This window comes from Candidatus Krumholzibacteriota bacterium (assembly GCA_016932415.1).
Classification (GTDB): Bacteria; Krumholzibacteriota; Krumholzibacteriia; order Krumholzibacteriales; family Krumholzibacteriaceae; genus Krumholzibacterium.
This window is the reverse complement of the sequence record JAFGCX010000030.1, coordinates 47,034-68,497: the sequence shown is the minus strand read 5'-3', so window position 1 is coordinate 68,497 and position 21,464 is coordinate 47,034. Positions and strand designations below refer to the sequence as shown.

The following is a 21,464-nucleotide window of genomic DNA, read 5'->3' as shown; positions in this document are numbered from 1 at the left end:
GATCGAGATCTTCATCTCCGTCATAATCGGCCAATAACACCTCACGAGGCCCATTTCCGGCAACACAATTAACAGCCGGAGAGAATGTGCCATCACCACAATTCGTCAAAATGGAAACATTGTCGGAAGCCCCGTTTGCAACGGCCATATCATTGTCCCCATCACCATCCATGTCGGCTAAAAACACAGATTGTGGTTCAAGGCCAACACTACAGCCACCAAATGGGGTGAAAGCCCCATCGCCATTGTTCTTTAGAATAGAAATGTTGTCAGAGAGTTTGTTCGCCACAGCTAAATCATTATCTCCATCTCCATCAACATCGGCAGCGAATACAGACCGTGGCTCATCACCAACATCATAATTGACACATGGAGAGAACGTGCCATCACCATTGTTTTTAGAAATAGATACAATATCAGAATTCCAATATGCGGTTACTATATCAAGATTACCATCATCATTAAAATCTGCGGCACAAATATCTATTGCTCCATTTCCCGATAATTCATAAACCGTTTGAGAGAAGGTGCCATCACCAAAGTTCATTAAAATAGAAAGGCCTGCTGGACCCGCAGCAGCCAAATCATTATCTCCATCCCTATCCAAATCGGCTGAACATATTGTTAAACCAAATATTAAATAGCCTTGAGAGACTCCTGGAGAGAAAGTTCCATCACCATTATTCATTAAAATCTCAAAACCAGTCATAATATTTAGTGTTGCCAAATCATAATCTCCATCACCATCCAAATCAGCCGAGCATACGTCTGACCTCTTGTCCATGATATCGTCGTTATATTCCCCTAGTACGTAACAAGCCCTCGAATTGAATATAGGATCAAATCCATATGATTCATTGAATCCAGACACAAAGAAACAACATGCGCAGCCTATTATAACACGTCTAAATATATTCGTTTTTCTTTTGATGATATACCCCCCTGCTAAACCGATATGTAAGAGTCATTGTAGCATATTAACAAATAGAATTTCAACGCGTCCAATTTGTAACCAATAGGATCAGAGGCTTGCAATGTGATGCCCTTTACCTTTCCCCTCTATACTAAGCCATGACTTCTAAACGAGTAGTTTGAAAGGGCTCTTGCCCCCATCTTTGGACCAGAACCAAGCACGATCTGCCAGTTTATATATGACTTTCAGAAACCCAATATACTGAAATTATATTTAAGATGATCCCCCTCCAAAGAGTCCCAAAACCGTTTCGCATTATATCACATAAAGATTATCAATTACAACCCATCTAATTTGTAATCAATAAAATCTGGTTTTGTCAAACTGGTGCCCTCCCGGTGCCTTTTCCAGCTCTTAGGCTATAATGAGGCCACCAGTTCCTACCACCTAATTCCCTATCTCTTTGATTTATTTGATAAAATATGGTGGGTGGTGCCTGAAATATGGCTTGAGGTCACCTGCGTGTAAAACAGGTGACCTGACGGATTGAACTGGTATGGGCTGCTTTTAAGACCGTCAGCCTCAAATCCTCAAACGACATATCAGCAGATGATAATCAGATCATAATTGAAAAAGATCCGCCGTTTCAATCGTACGCCAGGCGCGTCTCTTCATCAGTCATCACCGGGGCGGTTATCTCGTCCCACTTCGGACCTTTCCAGGTGCCGAGTTCTTTGTGGACCTTCAGGTATTTCTCGGGTATCGGATGCGTCCCGTATACGACCTCGAGGCCGTATTTTTTCGTTATATAATCTGAAAAAGCGGTGATGCGCGGGCAGGGGGGATATCCCACGATCAGGCCGGTCGCGAGATGAACGATATTGGCGCCGTTTGATATCATCTCGTCCACGGTATATTCGACATTCCCTCCAGGGCAACCGTCGCAGCTTGTGTATCCGACGAGCTCTACATCTTTTCCCCTATATCTGGCGAACGCTCCCTCTCTGTTCTTAAGGGACCTGAAGCATTTCCCGCCGGCACATCGGCGATACCGGTCGCAGATGATTATGCCGACTTTTACTTTCTCTTCCATGATCCTCTCCCTTGCAGTTATTCGACCCGCGCGGCCTCGACGATCAGCCTCTCTCTCAGTGACCGCCGCCCTCTATCATCCTGACGGCGTGCGGAATCACGCCGGCTAAAAGCTCAGCGCAGAACGAAGCGCCTTTTACAGACCCCGGCAGATTGATTATTATCGTTCTGCCTTTCATTCCGGCGGTCCCTCTCGAGATGACGGCGTTCACCGTCTGGACGCATGATTCTCTCCTTAAGTATTCGGCGATCCCCGGGATCATCCTGTCGCAGAAAGATTCGGTCGCTTCGGGAGTGTTGTCTCTCGGACCGAGCCCCGTTCCGCCGGTTGTCACGATCACATCATACGACGATGATTCGGCGAATTTCTTCTCTATTCCATCCCTGTCGTCGGAGATCACGGCCCTGTCGATATCGGCCGACGCGATCCTCTCCGACAGCGCTTTCTCGATCGCCGGGCCGGAGAGGTCTTCGTACTGACCTCGCGAAGCCCTGTCAGATATCGTAAGTACCAGTATCCTCATCCCTGATCACTCCGCCTTTCAATACTTTCGCGAATATCCCCCTTTTCGGCATGATACACTCCCCTGTCTGCTCAAGGATCGCGCAACCGCTGTGGCATTCCTTCCCGATCTGCGTCACTTCAAGACAGACATCGCCGATGCAAAGGACCGTCCCCACGGGAAGCGCCGCCAGATCGACACCCCGGGTGGTTATATTCTCGGCGAAATCTCCCGGGCCAAGAGTATCGAGCTTCTCCTTCATAAAGGCGATATCCTCTTCGGCAAGCAGCGATACCTGCCTGTGCCAGTCTCCCGCATGAGCGTCCCCCTCGATCCCGTGCCCCTCGAGCAGGACGATCTCCCCAGCAGGGATCTTCGGTTCTCCCTTTTCCCTCGAGATATTCACCGACACGACTGTAAATGTCCCTTTCACAGCTCTTCCTTCTTCTTGCTCCTTAAAACGATATCTCCGATGATCATATCCCTGTCGACCGCTTTGCACATATCATATATTGCGAGCGCAGCCACCGAGACCGCCGTGAGGGCTTCCATCTCTACGCCTGTCTTCGCCGCATTGACGACGGTCGCCTCGATCTCTATCCTCTCTTCCTGAATATCAAATTCGATATTAATGTTATCGATCGGAAGGGGATGGCAGAGGGGGATAAGATCAGAAGTCCTTTTAGCTGCCATGATCCCGGCGATCCTCGCCGTCGCTATGGGATCACCTTTCTTCAGCAGCCGATCTGAAATCATCGCTATCGTCTCTGTCTTCATCCTGATCGAGCCGGCAGCCACGGCAGTGCGTTTGACGAGCGCTTTGCCCGAGATATCGACCATCTTCACTTTTCCTTCCTGATCGATATGCGAAAAATCCATCTCCTATCCTCCGATCTGATACATCGATCTCGTGCAGCAGGCAGTACCCTGCAGTGGTTTTTCCGAGACAGCTTTGAGAATCGATTCTTTGATATTATTCATGTCGACTTTAATCTCGTCATCAGAAAAAAGACAAGGTTTTAAAAATCCGTCAGCGGTCAGCCTCAGCCTGTTGCAGTCGGAGCATGGAGCGGGCCTGTCGAAAAGATCGACATCGCCGATCATCTCATCCCTGTTATAAAGGGAAAAATGCTTGATAGTCTGAAGGACAAGCCCCTTCTCCCTGCAGAATCGGCGCATCGTCTCCACTTCATCGAGAGAAGTATCGCCAAAAATAATCATGTTGATCTTGACCGGATCCAACGCAGCTTTTTTCGCCGCCTCTATACCGGCGAGGACATCGGCGATATCGCCGCCCCGTGTGATCTCTCCGAAGCGGACAGTGTCGAGAGTGTCGAGGGAGATATTGACGCGGCCGAGCCCCGCTCCCTTCAGTCTGGCAGCAGCGTTTTCGCTGAGATAGACAGCGTTTGTCGTCATTGAAAGGTCTTCGATCCCTTCGATCCTACCGAGCATCCCGACGAGGCGTTCAATATTCTTCCTGACCAACGGCTCGCCGCCGGTCAGCCTGATCTTTTTAATTCCGAGACGGGCCGCCTCTTCCGCTATAGCCGCTATCGATTCGAAACTGAGGATCGCCTCGTGCGATTTGAGAGAGATCCCCGATTCCGGCATGCAGTAGACGCAGCGATAGTTGCACCGGTCGGTTACCGATATCCGAAGATAATCGATTTTTCTTCCAAACCTGTCTGTCAACATTACCCTTCGATTCCTTCTGCTTAAGGTCACCACCATCAGCCAATATAACAATTGGAAAGTGATTAGTCTTGGATATTTTTTCAATTTTATCAGGTTGCCCGCCGCTGACAGGCGTCTCTCACCTTTTCGTGAACATGGCCGCGGATAATGAAAACCGGTTGACATCTTTTAGCTGATATGAAAGCATCAGTGCCGGTCTGTTGATTAAACGTCCCGCGAATTGGTCTGGACGTAAAATAAAAACTGCAGGGAGGCGGTTCGATGTTTAAAAGAGTCCTTATGGCCACGTTCCTTATCACAGCGATATTCCATTCCGGCGCTTCGGCCGGCGAGCTCGAAACGAAGATTTACGGATACGTACACGTCTCTGTTGACAACCTCAGCGACGGAGATGAATCGAGCATCTATGTATCTAGTAATACTTCGAGAATCGGGTTCAAAGGGTCTCTTCTGCTCGACAACGACCTCTCGTTCTTCTGGCAGATAGAAAACCAGGTCAATTTCGATGAGACGGGAAAGGATTTCGCCAGCAGGGCGACCTTCGCCGGCATCTCCGGTGATTTCGGAAAAGTATATTTCGGCCGCGAAGAGACTCCATCAAAGATGCTGTACAGAAAGATCGATCTTTTCAGCAACTATATTGGAGACACAAGGAATATCGCCGGCGTCGGCGGTTACGGATTCAATCTCAGAGTCGACAACGCCATCGCCTACAAGACTCCTGACTTAAGAGGCATAAACGGTTTCGTCCTGATAGTCCCCGAAGAAGGGGAAGATGAGACTTCGTTTCTTAGCGCGAGCATGATCTACGAAAAATCTGCCGTCTTTGCCGGAATATCGTATGAACAGCATGGAACGGCGTTGACTGAATTCGACGACAGGTCGGAAAACGGCCTTCGCCTTGCCGGAAGCTACAGCTGGGAGAAGTACCGGCTGGTAGGATCTTTCGAGCGCCTCGCCAATATCAACGGCGCAAGGGATGTCGGTCGAAAGACATTCGGGCTAGGCGCGAGTTTCAAGGCTCATGAAAAGATGATACTGAAAGCTCAATATAATGTGACAGGCGGCCTCGTCGTCGACGGCGACAAGGTCGATGATACGGGGGCGAAAATCGTGACTGCGGGCATCGATCTTCCCGCTGGCGACAACACGAAATTCTATGGCGCCTGGTCGGTAGCGATTAACGATCCGGAAGCTGATTACGCCTGCACAGGTGGCGGCCATGGCGAGATCGTAGTTCCCGAGATCGGCGATAACCCGACGGGGCTGTCAATCGGGATCATTCACAGGTTTTAAAGTGATTCATTTCAGGTCAAAGGGGCGCCGGTATTTCTGGCCGGCCCCTTTTTTTTCAACCGGCGCTGCCGTCGACTCAGCAGGTGAGGATGACGTCGATCTCCTCTCCCGCCTCCACTCTTGAAACACCTGTCTCGATCGCTATGATACCATCAGCCGCGGCGAAAGCCCGGATATGGGCCGAACCGTGATATTCCACCGGCCCGACTACGCCGGGCGAGACGAACCTGACAGGAATATGTGAACGCCTTCCAGTCTTCCTTCTTGTTATCGCCCCGGCCAGAACGGCCCTCACCTCCCTGTGCCTGTACTTTGAGCCCATCATGGCGAATCCAAGCGGCTTGACGAAAAGTTCGAAAAGGATGAAAGTCGAAACTGGATTCCCGGGCAATCCAAAGACCGCGGTCTTGCCCCTTCGGCCGAAGACCATAGGCCTTCCGGGCTTGACGGCGACCTTTTCGAAATAAAGTTCGAATCCCTTTTCCCTCAGCACGCCGGGGACAAAATCGTAATCACCCATGGAGACTCCGCCCGAGAATATAAGCAGATCGACCCCGCCGGATACTCTTTCTATTATCTCCCCGACCGCCTCCGGAGTATCTCCGACGATCCCGAGATAACGCGGATCGAACCCGGCGCGGGCAGCCTGGCTGAAGAGCTGGTACCCGTTGCTGTTTCTTATCATCGCGCCTTCAGGCTTTTCGTCCGGCTCGACGAGTTCGCTTCCGGTAGCGGCGATCCCCATGACTGGCCTTCGGAAGACTTCGACGGGATCGCAGCCTACCGAAGCAAGAAGAGCGACCCTGGGGGGGTCGATTATCGTCCCCTTTTCAAGGACCAGATCACCTGTTCGGATATCCTCAGCCCTGAAGCATATATTAACCGCTGAACTTTCTTTAGTGACAGTCATATGACCGTCAGCCTCTTCGGTATGCTCGACCATTACCACGCGGCCTGCTCCATCGGGGACGGCGCCGCCGGTCATGATCCTCGAGCATTCGCCTTTTCCCACGCTCTTTTTCGGATAGACGCCTGCCGGGATCGTCTCGATGATCCTGAGACTGGCGCCAGCTCGGAGGTCCTCGGTTCTGACGGCAAAACCGTCCATCGCCGATTTATTGAACGGAGGCATATCTATATCGCTGCGGATATCGCCCGCGAGGACCCTTCCCGCGCTCTCTATCAGGGGAACAGTCTCATTCCCCGTCAGATCAGCCGCGCCGATCACTATTTTCAGAGCTTCTTCGTACGATATCATTTTCCATGTTCCTCTTCGAAAGATCCTGCGAGTCTTATGATCTCCAGCGCGACCTTCCGATCGACTCCAAGCGATTCGCTTATCCTGTCGACCTCTTCGCCTCTGAGACCCTTTCCCCGGATTATATCGGCCTTCTTCCTCGCTTCTTTCGCCGTCGGTTTATCCTCGCCGCCGGCAAGAAAGATCGCCAGGTCGGGATCTATCTCGCGCAGTATCCTGTTGCTCTCGATCACGAGGTACCGGCGGCCGTTGTTTTCGGCGGCGACAGTTTCTAACGCTGTCCCCTCGGGATAGAACCGGTTTCCAAGTCCCTCCTTGCGCGTCCCATGACCTATCTTGACATGAACTGCGTCTTCGAGGATCGATATGATCTTCAGTGCCAGTCCTGTCTTTCCCACGTTCGAATGCGAACCTGATATCACTATCACCTTCATTTAAAACACCCGAGCTGGCAATTGGAGATCCTTATATCATTCCTGTTGCAATACCTGCTTATATCGCTGAGCCTGATCCCGTAATCGTCGGCGATTATGAAAGCTTTCGCGCATGAGAGCTTTTTCCTTCCATCTTTCGTCTCGACCGCCGCATCGATCACCCTGCCTAGTTCTTCCTCACTCATCATATTCTCCTTCTACGAGTTTTCTGAGAAATCTTTCATAAGCGTTTTCTATATCGCCGTCGACCGCCCTCCTGTATCTTTTCCACGCGTCCAGAAGCTCTGTCCCGAAAACAGTCAACCGCGAAGATCCCCCATCGCGCCCTCCCCTGGAGCGGTCCACAAGCCTTCGGCCAAGCGCCTTCTCCGCCTTTCTTATATCTTCCCAGGCCTTGCGATATCCTCTTCCGAGCCTTCTCGCCGCCTCCTGGAGCGAACCGTGCTCGCGCACCGCGTCGAGCAGCTCGTACCTCCCATCGCCGAAAAGCCCTCCCCTTTCAGAATCGTAAAGGAAGAGTTTCGCCCGGGGTTCCATCGACACTAGACCTCCATTATCCTTACCTGGTCCGCTCCGAAGGAAAGATAAAGGTCGCTCCCGATCCCTATCGCTCCATCATCGAACCGTTGAGCCGGTATGACAGCCGATATCTCCACGTCAGAATCAACGACGATCTCGATACCGGACCGCACCCTGCTTATATCTGTCACTCTGCCACTGAGGATATTCATATCGTTATGGGAAGGCTTGTCACTGGTCAGGACTATATCCTCGCTCCTGATTATCGCGAAAGCGTCCCCCCCGGCGATATCCGTAGAGACGGTAAAGTTCGCTCCGCCCGTTATGAATTCTGGCTGAGCGCCGCTCGCGCCGCGCCTGATCTTTCCCCTGAAAAAGTTCTTTATCCCGACGAAACCGGCTACGAATTCAGATTTCGGATGGCGCAGGATATTTTCCGGGGTGTCTACCTGGACTATCGACCCGCGTTCCATCACCCCGATCCTGACGGCGAGCGAGATCGCTTCTTCGTAATCATGGGTAACATGGATGATCGTTATTCCATTTCGGTTCAACCGTCTTAGGATCGCCCTTATCTTCTTGCGCGTGTTGCTGTCGAGCGATGAAAGCGGTTCGTCGAGAAGAATGCAATCCGGTTCGGAAGCGAGCGCTCTCGCCAGAGCGACCCTTTGCGCCTCTCCGCCGGAAAGGGCCCCGGGCCTGCGATCGAGGAGTGGTTCGATCTCCATCGATCGGGCGAGTTGACTGATCCTTTCCGCTTCAGCAGCACCTTTTATCCCCCTCGCGCGAAGGCTGTAGGCGAGGTTCTGCCTGACCGACATATGCGGAAAGAGAGCCTGGTCCTGGAACACAATCGCGATCTTCCTCTTCTGGATCTTCTCATCTGTGATATCGATGCCGCCATGCGTGATAGTGCCTCGGTCGGCGCGGATGATCCCGGTGAGGGTCTCCAGCAGGACTGTCTTTCCCGTTCCCGAAGCTCCGAGAAGGACGAAATATTCCCCCGTCTCGACTGTGAAAGAGATATCGTCGAGCTGAAAATCTCCGAGTTTTTTAGACAGCCCCCTTACTTCAAGCATCATCCCTGCTCCTTGCGATCATCCGCATCGCGATGAAGAAGACGAGACATATAGTGATGAAAAGAACGGATACGGGCCTTGCGTATTTCAATCCAAAGGCGCCGAACCGTTCATATATCAATACCGGCGTTATCATGGGATGATAGGCGATCACAAGAACCGCTCCGAATTCGCTCATCCCTCTCGCCCACATCAGTATCAGCCCGGAGAGAATCGATCTCCAGGCGAGCGGCATCGAGATAGTACGGAAGACTCGGAAAGGTGAAGCTCCGAGATTCAACGCCGCTTTTTCAAGCTCCACCGGAACTGCGGAGAAGCCATCGCGCGCCGCGTTTACGAGATATGGTACGCTTACAAAAGCCATCGCTATCATTATCCCCGCGTATCCGCCAACGAATGGGATGCCGGTTTTCTCGCCAAGAGAACCGAGGGGAGTGTTCCTCGATATTACTCCGAGCAGGGCTATCCCGGCGGCTGAATGCGGGATGACGACCGGGATATCGATGATCCCGTTCACCAGTTCCTTCAGGGGAAAACGCTTTCGGGCGAGAAGATAGGCCATCGGGACCGAAGCTATAGAAAAGATGAGAGTAGCCCCCATCGATGTGGCAAGGGTAAGCCATATGCTCGTCCTCACCTCACCCTCACGCGCCGTATCGGCAAGCTCTTCCGGCGTCACGTTAAGAAAGAGACCGGCAAGAGGAGCAATTATAAAAAGCAGGATCAATCCGCCGAGCGCGGCGAACAGCAGGTTGAGCGGCTCTACCGTCCGCGTTTTTCTGATCCCCTTTTTCACCTGCCCCATTTGATCCTTTCGTGACTTCGCCATGCCTCTCAGGTCCCAGGTTCTGTGGCGAACCGTTTCAACCGGTCGGGGATAAAGCGGTACGTCTCCGCCGGCGAAGGAACGACCGACGGTTGTCCGCATTCCTCCATGATAGCAAGTCCCTTTTCAGGATCGAGGAGGAATTCGAGGAACGTGATGGCAAGGTCGGTCTCCGGAGCGTTCAGAGGGATCGTCACGCCGTAGATCATCGGCGCTCCGTATTTAGTGATCGAGCTGCCTGGTTCTTTTCCGGTTATCTCGACCGAGACTGTTTTATAGTGTTCCGCAAGCGCTGCCTCCCTGAGGTTTATCTCGAATGGCAGCATGAGATACTTCAGGCCATGCTGGCTGGCGACCGATCTGTAGATGAAAAGGTAATCGATCGCAGATGCTTCCAGAAGGGCAAGAAGATCGACCTCCTTCGGCCTGATATACCTCTGATCCTTTGCCAGAAGATCTCTCGCGAATCCTTCCCTGCCGTAAAAAGCCTCGGCCAGCCTGACTGTTAAAACAGTCCTGTAACCGCAGGGGTCTGAATCTGGATCGGACCTGCCGTAAGCGACATCGGGATCGAGGAGGATATCGAGCCAGTTTTCAGAATCGATCTCGACCGATCTTTTCGAATCCTCGTGGAAAGCTATCACCATTTCGTTGCTTGCGAATTTTATGCTCCACGTGGCATGGTCAGGTATGAGAAGGTCATCGATCACCGTATAGTCGGCCGAAGCCATGATATCGCATCTGCGGCCAAGATCGCTTATCTTTCTCGCGCAGACCCTGCTTCCCGCCGATTCGATCAATATCTTCACGCCTGGATGTTCGGCCTGATATGCCTCGGCGATCCTCTTGAACGGGACAGAAAGGGAACCGGCGTGAAAGATCGTCAGTTTTTTCTCTTTTGTGCCACCTGTCCTCGTACAGGAGGAAATGATCAGGATCAACGAAAAGAGAAGTATCCCCCTGAATATCGCCTTTCCAACTGCAAAAGGCGGAAAGATGACGCCTTTTTTCTCGCGGGATTTTCCCGAAATGACATTGATCATTTCTTCTCCAGACCTGCTTTTTCTCTCGGCTTTTACCTTTTTATTAAGATATCACCTACAGTTTCATCTATTACTGAATTAATAAATATCATAAAATTTCCTTTTGTCAACCGTTATGTTATTTTGTACATAACGCAAAATTGCTGCGGCAGATAACGGAACCCCAGAGGTTTCAACCTTCTAACATCCATATTATCATAGCATTATATTTTTATAATATTTTCCGGCAGCCTGCTCAATCGAAGGTTGAGTCATCGATTTTCTCCTTTAAAAACCGGTCGAAACGGTGTATATTTGGAATCCTGAAAAAAATAAACCTTACAGGAGGCCGAATCAATGCCGGATAAAGATCTTTTGAAGATGAAAAAGGCGCATAAGTCGCTTTGCGAGTTTACATTTGAAGTGATCGATCTTGATAGAGGATACGCCAGCAGGGCTCTGAGGGTCGATCTCGATAAGAACGAAGTGACCATCCTTCCAATATCAGACCAGATGAAGAAACTCTGGACCGGTGGAAAGGGATTCGACCTCTGGCTTATGTTCCAGGAGATAACGGCAGAGACGAAATGGAACGACAATAACAACCCGATCTGTTTCTCCCAGGGGCCTCTCGGAGGGACTACATCTTTTCCCGGTTCAGGGAAAACGATTGTCACCTCCCTCTCCCCCCTTACCAAATCTGTGATGGACTGCAACGTCGGCGGCTGGTTCGGGCCGTATCTTAAGTTCTCGGGATTCGATGCTCTTGTCGTCACCGGCAAAGCGGCCGAAGATGTGATAGTAGTCATCGATGCCGTCACAGGCAGGGTATCGATAGAGACAGCTCCGGAAGAAAGCATAGATTCGCATCTCCTTGCTGAAGAATTGACCGAGATGTACGCCGACGATGAGCTCGACATGAGAAATATCGCCTGCGTCACCGCTGGCCGCGGAGCGCAGCATACTCACATGGGAGTGCTGAACTTCTCCTTCTTCGATTGGCGAAGGGCTCTTCCCAGAATCAAGCAGGCGGGAAGAGGCGGTATCGGAACGGTCTTCAGGGACAAGAATATCAAGGCGCTCGTTCTTAAGAACAGGCAGATAACTCCCGCCTGGAGGATCGAAGAAAGCAAGGCCGCGAAAGATGTCACCCCAAAGAAGATCGCCGTTCAGACTTCCAAAAAGGATCTCGACGCGATAATCGGGATCATTGAGAAGTGGCAGAGCGACCCTGAATATGTCGTCGAGATGATGCAGGACATACAGGATCGTTTCCGATACGTCTCGAAGACTGCCATCGATGAAATATGTAAAAAGACGGGGAGGCAGAAAGCGCACCTCTATCATATCGCCACATTCTACAAAGCATTCAGCCTTGAACCGAAAGGCAAGACGATCGTCCAGGTCTGCATGGGCACGGCCTGCCACGTGAAAGGTTCAGCGAAAGTACTCGAGTCGTTCGAGCGCGCCCTTGGCATCAAGGCTGGAGAAACGACCGGTGATATGAAATACAGCCTTGAGGAGGCGGCCTGCCTCGGAGCATGCAGCATCGCCCCGGTGGTGAGGATAGGCGAAGAACTATACGGCAACGTGCAGGCTAAAGACGTAGCGAAGCTTCTTAAGAATGTCGAAAAGGGCAAAAAAGGATCACCTGCAGCCAGGGAAGACTCTGACATGACCGCCATCCGGATAACCCCTGAGGACCTCGACAGGATCAGCGCCAGAAAGAAAAAAGAAAGCTCCGGTTACAAGGGGATCCTTATGGTCTGCACTGGGACCGGATGCGTATCGGCGAAAGGCCCCGCCATCCGCGACAGGCTTGTAGAAGTCATTAAGGAAAAAGGACTGGAAAAGGATTATCTCGTGACAGGCACGGGATGTCATGGGATATGCGCCAATGGACCGATCATCCTCGTGCAGCCTCACGGCATATTCTACCAGAAGGCAGGCCTTAAGGATGCCGGGGATATCATCGACGCCCTTGTCGAAGGCAAGACTGTCGAAAGGCTTCTCTACACCGACCCTGTCTCGGGCAAGGCTTGTCCGAAGATCGAAGATATTGGATTCTTCAGCAAACAGCAGCTCGTCGCCCTGAGGAACCGCGGACTCGTCGATCCTGAACAGATCGACGATTATATCGCCCGCGGAGGATACGCCGCTTTGAGAAAAGTCCTGGCGGGCGGGAAAAAAGAGGATGTCATTAAAGAAATCATCGCTTCCGGCATAAGGGGCCGGGGCGGCGGCGGATTTCCCACAGGCATCAAATGGGAATCAGCGGTCAAGGCGGCGGCGGAAAAGGATGAAGAGTTATATCTCGTCTGTAACGCGGATGAAGGAGGCCCTGGAGCTTTCTCTGACAGAAGCATCATAGAGGGCGATCCCCACTCGGTGATCGAAGGAATGTTGATAGGCGCCTTTGCGACGGGAGCGACCGCGGGATATATATATACGAGGAAAGAATACCCCCTCGCCATCGAGAGGCTGCGGAAAGCGATCGACCAGTGCGTCGATTACGGGCTTATCGGCGATAACATTCTCGGAAGCGACCTCTGTTTCGATATCAATATCCATCGCGGGGCGGGCGCCTTCGTCAGCGGCGAATCGAGCGCTATTTTCGCTTCGATGTCGGGGAAAGCGGGCGAACCGAGGCCGAAATATCTGCACAACTTCGAATCGGGCTTCAGGGGCAAACCGACGATCCTTAACAACGTCGAGACATGGGCGACTGTTCCGGTGATAATAGATCGCGGAGCCTCCTGGTTCTCCTCGATCGGCATGGGCGATGTAAGCAGATCGGCTTGGGACGGATCTTCCGGAACGAAAGTCTTCTCCCTCACCGGCGCTGTAAATAACACCGGCCTCGTTGAGGTCCCGATGGGCACGACTCTTCGCGAAATCATCGAGGATATAGGAGGAGGAGTCCCCGCCGGCCGGGTTTTCAAGGCTGTTCAGACTGGAGGACCTTCCGGGGGGATCATTCCCGCGGAAAAACTCGACCTGCCTGTCGGTTTCGATTCTCTGATGGAGGCGGGATCGATGATCGGGTCCGGTGTTCTGAGCGTGATGGACGACAGAACATGTATCATCGATGTCGCGAGGGATTCAATCGCATTTCTCGCCGATGAATCCTGCGGAAAATGCACCGCCTGCCGCGAAGGACTACACCATATGAAGATCCTGCTGACGCGAATATGCGGCGGCGAAGGAAAGACGGGTGATATCGAAGCTCTTGAAGAATTGTGCCGGACGGTGCGGGACACAAGCCTCTGCCAGCTCGGCGGCTCTGCTCCAAATCCGGTGCTCAGCTCCCTTGAATATTTCAGGGAAGAATACGAGCAGCATATCGACGAAAAGAAATGCGCCGGTGGCAGATGCAAGGCGCTCATCAAGTACAGCATCGACGCGCAGAATTGCACGGGTTGCACCCTCTGCGCGATCAACTGCCCGGTCGACGCCATAACGGGCGAGAAGAAAAAAACGCATCATATCGACGGCGATAAATGCATTAAATGCGGGATCTGTTATGAAAGCTGCAACTTCGACGCGGTGGAGGTGATATAATGGCTACGACAAAGATCAATATCAATATCGACGGAAAAGATATCGAAGTAAAAAAAGATGCCTTCCTGCTCGAAATCCTCAGGGAAAGCGGGATCAAGGTGCCTACCCTCTGTCACCACAAGGACCTTACGCCCGCCGGAGTCTGCAGGCTTTGCGTCGTCGAGATCGAAGAGGATGGAAAAAAGAGGATGGTCACATCGTGCAACTATCCCGTCCGGACTGCTATCAGAGTCGAGACAGCTTCCGAAAGAGTCAAAACTCACAGAAGGAACCTCGCCGAAATGTATCTCGGGCGCTGGCCCAACGTCCCGGTCATCCAGGGCCTGGCAAAGATGTGCGGCGCAACCGACAGCAAGAAATACAAAAGCGACCTCACCGACGAGAATCCGAAAGCATGCGTCCTTTGCGGCCGCTGCGTGCGCGGGTGCGACGAATTCGCGATGGAACGGATAATCGATTTTGCCGGCCGCGGCATAGACCGTCATATCGCGATGCCGTTCGGTGAAGTCGATCCTCACTGCATCGGCTGTACATCATGCGCTTATACCTGTCCTACCGGCGCCATCGAGATAATAGACGACCTGAACCATCCGGTCGATCCTAAGATGATCAGGGATTACGGCATGAAGATAACCGCCGAGATGGCGACTCTCGACAAGGACCAGTGCAGGATGAGGCAGGTCGGTACGGCGAACATCGTCGATGTCATGGATAAATACGACCTCCTCCCCGTCCTCAATTACAAGTATGGTTCTCATAAGGAGACGTACAAGATCGGTTCGAGCATTCTCAAAGCCAGATACTTTACGCAGGATTTTCCTGACGGATGCTGGAAAGGATGCACGATGGCGTGCGCCAAGACGATCGACGGCTTCGTGCTGAAGACTGGGCCGTACAAAGGCGATGTCGTGATGGTGGACGGCCCTGAATACGAAACGGCTGCGGCCGGGGCCAACATGGGATGTTTCGATGCCGATTTCGTGGCCGAATTCAACTTTTATTGCGACACGTACGGCGTAGATACGATCTCGGTCGGCACCTGCATGGCTTTCGTGATGGAGTCGTTTGAGAACGGCGTGATCACGACGAAAGAGACAGGCGGCAAGGAGCTGAAGTTCGGGGCGAAGGACGAGGTCCTCGAGTGCCTCCACGAGATGGCCCGAGGTGAAGGGTTCGGCGTTGAGGTCGGGATGGGTATCCGGTGGTTGAAAGAAAAATGGATCAGGGAACTCGGCGCAGACGCTGCGTTCCTGCAGGATATAGGGATGGAGGTCAAGGGGCTTGAATATTCCGAGTATGTCTGCAAGGAATCCCTCGCGCAGCAGGCCGGTTATACAATGGCGGTAAAAGGTCCTCAGCATGACGAAGCATGGCTGATCTTCATGGATATGGTCAACAACCAGATCCCCACCTTCGAGGACAAGGCGGAAGCCCTCTATTATTATCCGCTGTGGCGGACCTGGTTCGGCCTGCACGGCCTCTGCAAGCTTCTCTGGAACGATATTGTACCGCTCGATAACAAGAAGTACAAACCGCAGGAAGCGGCGAAGGTCCCCGGCCACGTCGAGGATTTCTTCAAATTCCACGAGGGAATGACCGGCATCGCACTCGATGAGGAAAAGATGCTTGCTCAATCAGCCAGGGTACATAACCTCGAGAGGATAATGATCAGGATGCTCGGATTCGGTACTCGAAAGGACGACATGCCTCCGTACAGAGCTGTCGGACCTGTGACGAAGGAAGAGTACGAATCGCGGGCGGACAAGTATTACGACAGGCAGATGAAAGAGATCATCGGCATCGATCCGTCGGGCAAGAGCACTGAAGAAAAGATGGAGATAACAAGAAAATTCCGGATGGATCAGTACAACAAGGTCGTCGACGCGGCGTACAAACGCAGGGGCTGGACGAATAACGGCGTACCGACGATCGCAAGGCTCAAGGAGCTCGGAATCGATCTTCCCGAGCTTGTCGCGATCATAAAGGACGACCAGGAATGATCCAGCGGAGATCATGAACCGGCAACATGTAACGATCGATGGCTCCTGAGCCGGAGAAACGCGTGGAAAGAAAAAAGATATCTCCCGTCTTCGAGCGTAACGTGCCAGGCTCGACCGAAAAGATGCTTGAGAGCTGCGTCGGAATAGCAGGGTGCGGAGGGCTCGGATCGAACGCCGCTATAGCCCTCGCCAGGGCTGGGGCGGGAAAGCTGATCATTGCCGATTTCGACGTCGTGGAACTTTCAAATCTCAACAGGCAATACTATTTCCGCTCAGATCTGGGAAAGCCAAAGGTCGAAGCGCTTTCCGCTCACCTGAGGGAGATCAACCCTGAGATCTCGATAATATCTCACCAGGCAAGGATCACTCCCGCTTCAGTAGGCGAGATATTCTCCGGCGCGGATCTTCTTATAGAGGCGTTCGACGACGCCGAGAGCAAACACTGGTTGATAGAGACGTGGTGCGGGTTATTTCCAGAGAGGCACCTGATCTGCGCGAGCGGCATATCGGGAATAGGCGATTCTTCTTCCATCGTCATCAGGTCTTCTGGAAAGATACATATTATCGGCGATGAGACGACCGGCTCCGATATCGGGTTATGCTCGGCAAGGGTAGCCCTTGCCGCCAACATGCAGGCCAATCTCGCTATCGAGATAATCGCGCGCGGCGAGGTATGATAAGATGATAACAGTCAATCAAAGAGACAGGGTCAAATGGAGACCTGGCATGACCGTACAGGATATTCTCGATGAGATGGGATATGATTACGCTCTTATCACTGTGACTGTAAACGACAGGCTTATCCCCGAAGACGACTACGAGACGCACCTGATCGAGGACGGAGAGTCAGTGACAGTCTTCCACCTCGCGCATGGCGGTTGATCTTCGCGGCCAAAGCTTCACTTCTGCGGTTCTTCTGAATCAACCACGATCTTCTTGCCGAAACTTACCACTTCGTCGTCGCGGTACCCGAGTTTTCTGTAGAATTCTATCACGCCTTTATTGTAAGAGCGCACCTGCAGGTTGATCTTCGGACATCCCCTTTCGGCGATCATTGCCTCGACCGCTTCCATCATCTCACGTCCATATCCCATTCCCCGGTACTCGGGATGCACGGCGAGGTAGTTGATCCATCCCCTGTGCCCTTCATACCCGCCCATAACCGAAGCGATCACCATGCCGCTTATAAGGCCCGTGAGAAAAAGCTCCGGATCTACCTGGAGTTTCCTGTCGATATCTTTCGACGGATCGTACCACGGTACGGTCAGATTGCACCTGCGCCACAGATCGACCACTTCCGCGCGGTCGTTTTCCCTGAAAGCTCTTATCTCGATCTTTTTCCTTCTCACCGTCACGCTCTCCCGCGCCGTACGCCGAAGCGGTTCTTTTCAGCGAAAAAAGGGGACCTGTTAAAAGCGCCCAGGTCCCCTCGAAAGACTCGTTCTTTTTCAACCAGGTACCTGATCAATCACCGCCCCTAGATCAATCCTCTTTTCTTCAGAAGCGGCTCGATGGAGGGATCTGCTCCCCTGAAACGCCTGTAAAGGACCATCGGGTCTTCCGATCCACCTTTTCCGAGGATGTTCTCCCTGAACGATTCGGCAAGCTTCTTGTTGAAAATATCGGTCTCCCTGAACGCCTGGAAGGCGTCCTGGTCGAGGACCTCGGCCCACATATAGCTGAAATATCCCGCAGCGTAATCTCCACCGCCGGAGAAAATATGCCTGAAATAGGTCGAGCGGTATCTCGATTTGATCTCCGGTATAAGACCGAGTTCCTCGAGAGCTTTATTCTCGAATTCCCTGACGTCGTGTTCCACCGGAACCGAAAGGGAATGCCAGTACATATCAAGATACGACGCGGCGAGATATTCAGTCGTGGCAAATCCCTGGTTGAACTTGCTTGACTTTTTCATCTTCTCCACGAGCTCATCGGGAATGATCTCTCCGGTTTTGTAATGTTTCGCGTAGGTGGCGAGTACCGCGGGCTCCCCCGCCCAGTTCTCCATGATCTGCGATGGAAGCTCGACGAAATCGGTCGCTACCGCGGTGCCTGACTGTGCTTCATAAGTACAGTTGGTGAGAAGACCGTGCAGTCCGTGGCCAAATTCATGGAAGAGGGTAAGGACGTCGTCCCATGTAAGGAGCGCGGGCTGGTCCGCGGTCGGTTTCTGGAAGTTGCCGACATTTGTGATCACCGGCGTGATCATTTTCCCGTCCGTATCCGACTGTTTTCTGTAAGCTCCCATCCACGCGCCGCCTCTCTTGCTCTCGCGTGGAAAATAGTCGGTGTAAAGGATACCTATATGATCTCCGTTCGCTTCCTTGACTTCGAAGACCTTGACATCCTTGTGATATTTCGGGATGTCCTTCCTCTCCGTGAATGTGATCCCCCAGAGCTTGTTTGCTACTCCGAAAGCCCCGTCGATGACGTTATCAAGCACGAAGTACGGTTTTAACATCTCTTCATCGAGATCGTACTTTTCTTTCTTCACCTTCTCCGAATAGTACCACCAGTCCCAACTCTCCAGCTTGAAATCCTTGCCTTCCTTGTAGATCATCGCCTGGAGCTCGGCGGCTTCCTCCTTGGCTTTTCTGAGCGACGCGGGCCAGAGCTTGTCGAGAAAAGCGAAGACGTTATCGGGGTTCTTCGACATATTCTCTTCAAGGATGAAATGAGCGTATGTCCTGTATCCGAGGAGATTCGCTTTCTGCACCCTGAGCGCCGCGATCTTCGAAAGGATCTGCTTGTTATCGAATTCGTTGTCGTTATCACCCATGTGATAGTAAGCCTTGTATATCTTCTCCCTCAGGCCGCGTTTTTCCGAATACTGGATAAAAGGTATCATGCTCGGTTTCTGCAGCGTGAAGAGCCACTTGCCCTCGTACCCCTTCTGGGCGGCCGCTTCCGATGCGCCCGCGATGATGACGTCGGGGAGCCCGGCGAGGTCTTCCTCTTTATCTATCACAAGCTCGAAAGCGTTCGTCTCTTTCAAAACATTCTCGGCGAACTGAAGCCCGAGGAGGGAGAGTTCCTGGTTGATCTCCCTCAGTTTGGCCTTTCCCTCTTCATCGAGATCAGCCCCTCCCCTTACGAATCCCTTGTAATAATCTTCGAGAAGCCTTCTCTGCGCGGTATCAAGACCGGATTCATCTATCTTTGAATATACCGCCTTGACCTTTCTGAAGAGATCCTCGTCAAGGGAGATATTATCCTGGTGCTCGGCAAGCCGTGGTCCCACTTCCTTCGCGATTCCCTGCATCGTCTCGTTTGTATTCGCCGAATTAAGGGCGAAAAAGACGTTCGCGACCCTGGTAAGCATCGAACCCGAAGTCTCGAGAGCTTCTATGGTATTCTTGAAAGTCGGAGGATCGCTGTTGTTGATTATCGCCGCTATCTCTTCATCATGGACCCTGATCCCCTCGGTAAAGGCCGGGATATAATGTTCTTCTTTTATCTTGTCGAAGGGTGGCACTCCGAATGTCGTATCGAATTCGGAGAAGAACGGATTCTGATCCTTCGCCGCGCATGAAAGGACCATCAAGGCGACGACGAACAGAAGGAGAAGGCGTTTTCGCATTTTTGCGCTCCCTGATTAAATGTGGACTGCCGAAGCAGATATCCCGTCTGGCTGTTCCGCTGGCTGTCACTCGCTCGGCGGAGAGCCTTTCTTCGCTATAAAAGAACCGGCCGCGGCGAACGCGGCCCGAATATTCTAGATGATTTCCCGCCTGGAATCAACCGTTTTACCGATTATTTCATCCCCGGCTTCTCATTTCGCTCCGCTGAATCGACTGTCTCGGCTATTCTCCCGCGGCGGGTCTCTTCCCTCTTTGCTGCTTCTATCCACCCGATGAAATTCCTTCTGTACGACGGAGCCATATTCCGGAAGTTCTCAAGAGCCATTTTTCTTTTCGACAGGGCAGCCTCAAGGTCCCCCGGAATGATATCGGGATCGATGATCCTCTTCCCATCACTCTCCCAGATGCCATTTTTCTTCGCCGATTCGATCTTTTCCAATCCCGCTTCTGTCATAAGCGAAGACGCTATCATCTTTTCCGCTCTCTCCCTGTTCAGCCTCGACCATCCGCTGACAGGCTTTCTCGGCGTAAATTTCTGCATATATTTTTCTTCATCTATCCTCTTGACCGTCGAGTCTATCCAGCCGAAGCATATCGCTTCCTCGACGGCGTCGTCATAGCTTATTCTCGCTTTACCGGAAGCTTTTTTGTAATAGACCAGCCATATCCCCGGCTCCGTGCCATGATTCGTCTCAAGCCACTTGCGCCATTCCTTTCTCTCCGCGATGTATACTCTTTTTAACGGCACGAAGAATATCCTACCTTGAAAGAGAGATCGAGATCCCGCCGGCGAAAAAATATCCGCTGAAATCAAGATTCATCACCGGGGCATCTTCGAGAACGTCCAACTTCCACCTCTTGCCGTTGCTGTCCTTGAGGTCTCCTGTCCTGTAAAACCTGTAACCGGCTTCATAGAAAAACGATACCGGCCTGTAGATCTCCCAGAATCCCCCGAGCGAGGCTACAAACCCGAGACCATTTGAAGTGAACTTATAACCTTCCGGACCGAGATTTTCGTATCCGACATCTATGATGGTCTTTCCATGGCACCACGCTATCCCTCCCCCGGCGAAGAGTTCCACGCCATCGAACGGGAAATAATATTTAGCCTTGATCTCTGTTGCCAGAAGAGAAGTCCTCAGTTCCGATTCGAAATCATAATAATGCGCGTCTCCATAGAGATCCTGCCATTCGACCTGCGAATCGTTGGCGCTTATTCCACGCAGAAAAGTCAGCCCGATATCTAGCGAGACCCTGGGCATGATCCGATATCCGATCGTTCCCGACAGGGCTGGTCCCCGCTCGATCTTTTCATCAAAGATGCCGATTGCGCCAGATATCCATTCTATATATTCGTCATTGATCCTCGACATCCTGTAGAAGCTGAGCCCACCGCCAAGATCCAGCCTGAGATTATCCATGTCGAAGGCCGTCCCGGCCAAGGATATCGAGGGAGTGCTCGTGATCATCATCGATAGGAAAAATAGCATGGTGAGAAAGAGTATTGCTCGCCGTCTGATCATCGTATCCTCCTCCTTTTACCGGACCAGAGCATTCCGCACCTTTCCAGAGCGGGGCAGACAGTATCAGAATACAATTTCCGTGGCCCGAGGTCTAATAAAAAACCTGCAAAAACACTCCCTGACCAGTGGCAGTGAAAAAAAAGCGGAACGGAGCTGACC

General features: G+C 52.1%; 22 protein-coding genes. 5 read left to right on the top strand and 17 right to left on the bottom strand.

Annotation, left to right across the window (positions count from 1 at the left end; all coding sequences use genetic code 11):
• From JW814_10745 to JW814_10720, 6 genes are all read right to left on the bottom strand, one after another.
• Nucleotides 1–784 (bottom strand): VCBS repeat-containing protein (locus tag JW814_10745; GenBank protein ID MBN2071924.1); only part of this gene is annotated, 784 nt, incomplete at its 3' end.
• Between the two features lie 775 nt (nt 785–1,559).
• A complete protein-coding gene (locus JW814_10740; GenBank protein MBN2071923.1) occupies nt 1,560–2,006 on the bottom strand; it encodes a CGGC domain-containing protein in 447 nt (148 codons plus the stop codon).
• Between the two features lie 55 nt (nt 2,007–2,061).
• Nucleotides 2,062–2,529, bottom strand: a complete 468-nt coding sequence (locus tag JW814_10735; protein MBN2071922.1) for a MogA/MoaB family molybdenum cofactor biosynthesis protein — start codon at nt 2,527–2,529, stop codon at nt 2,062–2,064.
• Complete coding sequence (locus JW814_10730; protein MBN2071921.1) at nt 2,501–2,941, bottom strand: MOSC domain-containing protein; 441 nt, start codon at nt 2,939–2,941, stop codon at nt 2,501–2,503. Before JW814_10730 ends, JW814_10735 begins: the two co-directional genes overlap by 29 nt.
• On the bottom strand, nt 2,938–3,387 hold the full coding sequence (gene moaC, locus JW814_10725) for a cyclic pyranopterin monophosphate synthase MoaC (GenBank protein MBN2071920.1): 450 nt from the start codon (nt 3,385–3,387) through the stop codon (nt 2,938–2,940). The genes JW814_10730 and moaC overlap by 4 nt, the downstream gene beginning before the upstream one ends.
• 3 nt (nt 3,388–3,390) lie before the next feature.
• Nucleotides 3,391–4,203 (bottom strand): radical SAM protein, encoded by an 813-nt coding sequence (locus JW814_10720; protein ID MBN2071919.1) that lies wholly within the window; start codon nt 4,201–4,203, stop codon nt 3,391–3,393.
• Between the two features lie 264 nt (nt 4,204–4,467).
• On the opposite strand from JW814_10720, the gene JW814_10715 reads away from it, so the two are divergent.
• Nucleotides 4,468–5,502 (top strand): porin, encoded by a 1,035-nt coding sequence (locus JW814_10715; protein MBN2071918.1) that lies wholly within the window; start codon nt 4,468–4,470, stop codon nt 5,500–5,502.
• A 76-nt stretch (nt 5,503–5,578) separates the two neighbouring features.
• On the opposite strand, the gene JW814_10710 is transcribed toward JW814_10715, so the two are convergent.
• The 7 genes from JW814_10710 to JW814_10680 are packed head-to-tail and all read right to left on the bottom strand — an operon-like array spanning nt 5,579 to nt 10,661.
• On the bottom strand, nt 5,579–6,760 hold the full coding sequence (locus tag JW814_10710; GenBank protein MBN2071917.1) for a molybdopterin molybdotransferase MoeA: 1,182 nt from the start codon (nt 6,758–6,760) through the stop codon (nt 5,579–5,581).
• Nucleotides 6,757–7,194, bottom strand: coding sequence for a hypothetical protein (locus JW814_10705; protein ID MBN2071916.1), 438 nt, complete (start codon nt 7,192–7,194; stop codon nt 6,757–6,759). The genes JW814_10710 and JW814_10705 overlap by 4 nt, the downstream gene beginning before the upstream one ends.
• Nucleotides 7,191–7,379 carry a hypothetical protein gene (locus tag JW814_10700; GenBank protein MBN2071915.1) on the bottom strand — a complete coding sequence of 63 codons (189 nt, stop codon included), beginning with the start codon at nt 7,377–7,379 and terminating at the stop codon, nt 7,191–7,193. The genes JW814_10705 and JW814_10700 overlap by 4 nt, the downstream gene beginning before the upstream one ends.
• Nucleotides 7,372–7,731 carry a LysR family transcriptional regulator gene (locus tag JW814_10695; protein MBN2071914.1) on the bottom strand — a complete coding sequence of 120 codons (360 nt, stop codon included), beginning with the start codon at nt 7,729–7,731 and terminating at the stop codon, nt 7,372–7,374. The genes JW814_10700 and JW814_10695 overlap by 8 nt, the downstream gene beginning before the upstream one ends.
• Before the next feature lie 5 nt (nt 7,732–7,736).
• The gene (locus tag JW814_10690) at nt 7,737–8,792 is read right to left on the bottom strand and encodes an ABC transporter ATP-binding protein (protein ID MBN2071913.1); all 1,056 of its coding nucleotides are present in this window, start codon (nt 8,790–8,792) and stop codon (nt 7,737–7,739) included.
• Nucleotides 8,785–9,597 (bottom strand): ABC transporter permease, encoded by an 813-nt coding sequence (locus JW814_10685; protein ID MBN2071912.1) that lies wholly within the window; start codon nt 9,595–9,597, stop codon nt 8,785–8,787. Before JW814_10685 ends, JW814_10690 begins: the two co-directional genes overlap by 8 nt.
• 29 nt (nt 9,598–9,626) lie before the next feature.
• Complete coding sequence (locus tag JW814_10680) at nt 9,627–10,661, bottom strand: extracellular solute-binding protein (GenBank protein MBN2071911.1); 1,035 nt, start codon at nt 10,659–10,661, stop codon at nt 9,627–9,629.
• Between the two features lie 336 nt (nt 10,662–10,997).
• Here JW814_10680 and JW814_10675 point away from each other — a divergent pair, with 336 nt between their 5' ends.
• From JW814_10675 to thiS, 4 genes are all read left to right on the top strand, one after another.
• Nucleotides 10,998–14,201: an NAD(P)H-dependent oxidoreductase subunit E gene (locus tag JW814_10675; GenBank protein MBN2071910.1), complete on the top strand. Its 3,204-nt coding sequence runs from the start codon at nt 10,998–11,000 to the stop codon at nt 14,199–14,201.
• 188 nt (nt 14,202–14,389) lie between these two features.
• The gene (locus tag JW814_10670; GenBank protein MBN2071909.1) at nt 14,390–16,201 is read left to right on the top strand and encodes an aldehyde:ferredoxin oxidoreductase; all 1,812 of its coding nucleotides are present in this window, start codon (nt 14,390–14,392) and stop codon (nt 16,199–16,201) included.
• A gap of 62 nt (nt 16,202–16,263) precedes the next feature.
• On the top strand, nt 16,264–16,878 hold the full coding sequence (gene thiF / locus JW814_10665; GenBank protein MBN2071908.1) for a sulfur carrier protein ThiS adenylyltransferase ThiF: 615 nt from the start codon (nt 16,264–16,266) through the stop codon (nt 16,876–16,878).
• A gap of 4 nt (nt 16,879–16,882) precedes the next feature.
• A complete protein-coding gene (gene thiS, locus JW814_10660) occupies nt 16,883–17,083 on the top strand; it encodes a sulfur carrier protein ThiS (GenBank protein ID MBN2071907.1) in 201 nt (66 codons plus the stop codon).
• 17 nt (nt 17,084–17,100) lie between these two features.
• Here the strand turns inward: thiS and JW814_10655 are convergent, their stop codons facing one another.
• From JW814_10655 to JW814_10640, 4 genes are all read right to left on the bottom strand, one after another.
• Nucleotides 17,101–17,535 (bottom strand): GNAT family acetyltransferase, encoded by a 435-nt coding sequence (locus JW814_10655; protein MBN2071906.1) that lies wholly within the window; start codon nt 17,533–17,535, stop codon nt 17,101–17,103.
• 143 nt (nt 17,536–17,678) lie between these two features.
• A complete protein-coding gene (locus JW814_10650) occupies nt 17,679–19,781 on the bottom strand; it encodes a M3 family metallopeptidase (protein ID MBN2071905.1) in 2,103 nt (700 codons plus the stop codon).
• Nucleotides 19,782–19,954: 173 nt separating this feature from the next.
• Nucleotides 19,955–20,539: a YdeI/OmpD-associated family protein gene (locus JW814_10645; protein MBN2071904.1), complete on the bottom strand. Its 585-nt coding sequence runs from the start codon at nt 20,537–20,539 to the stop codon at nt 19,955–19,957.
• A 1-nt stretch (nt 20,540) separates the two neighbouring features.
• A complete protein-coding gene (locus JW814_10640; protein ID MBN2071903.1) occupies nt 20,541–21,305 on the bottom strand; it encodes an outer membrane beta-barrel protein in 765 nt (254 codons plus the stop codon).
• Nucleotides 21,306–21,464: the final 159 nt, after the last annotated feature.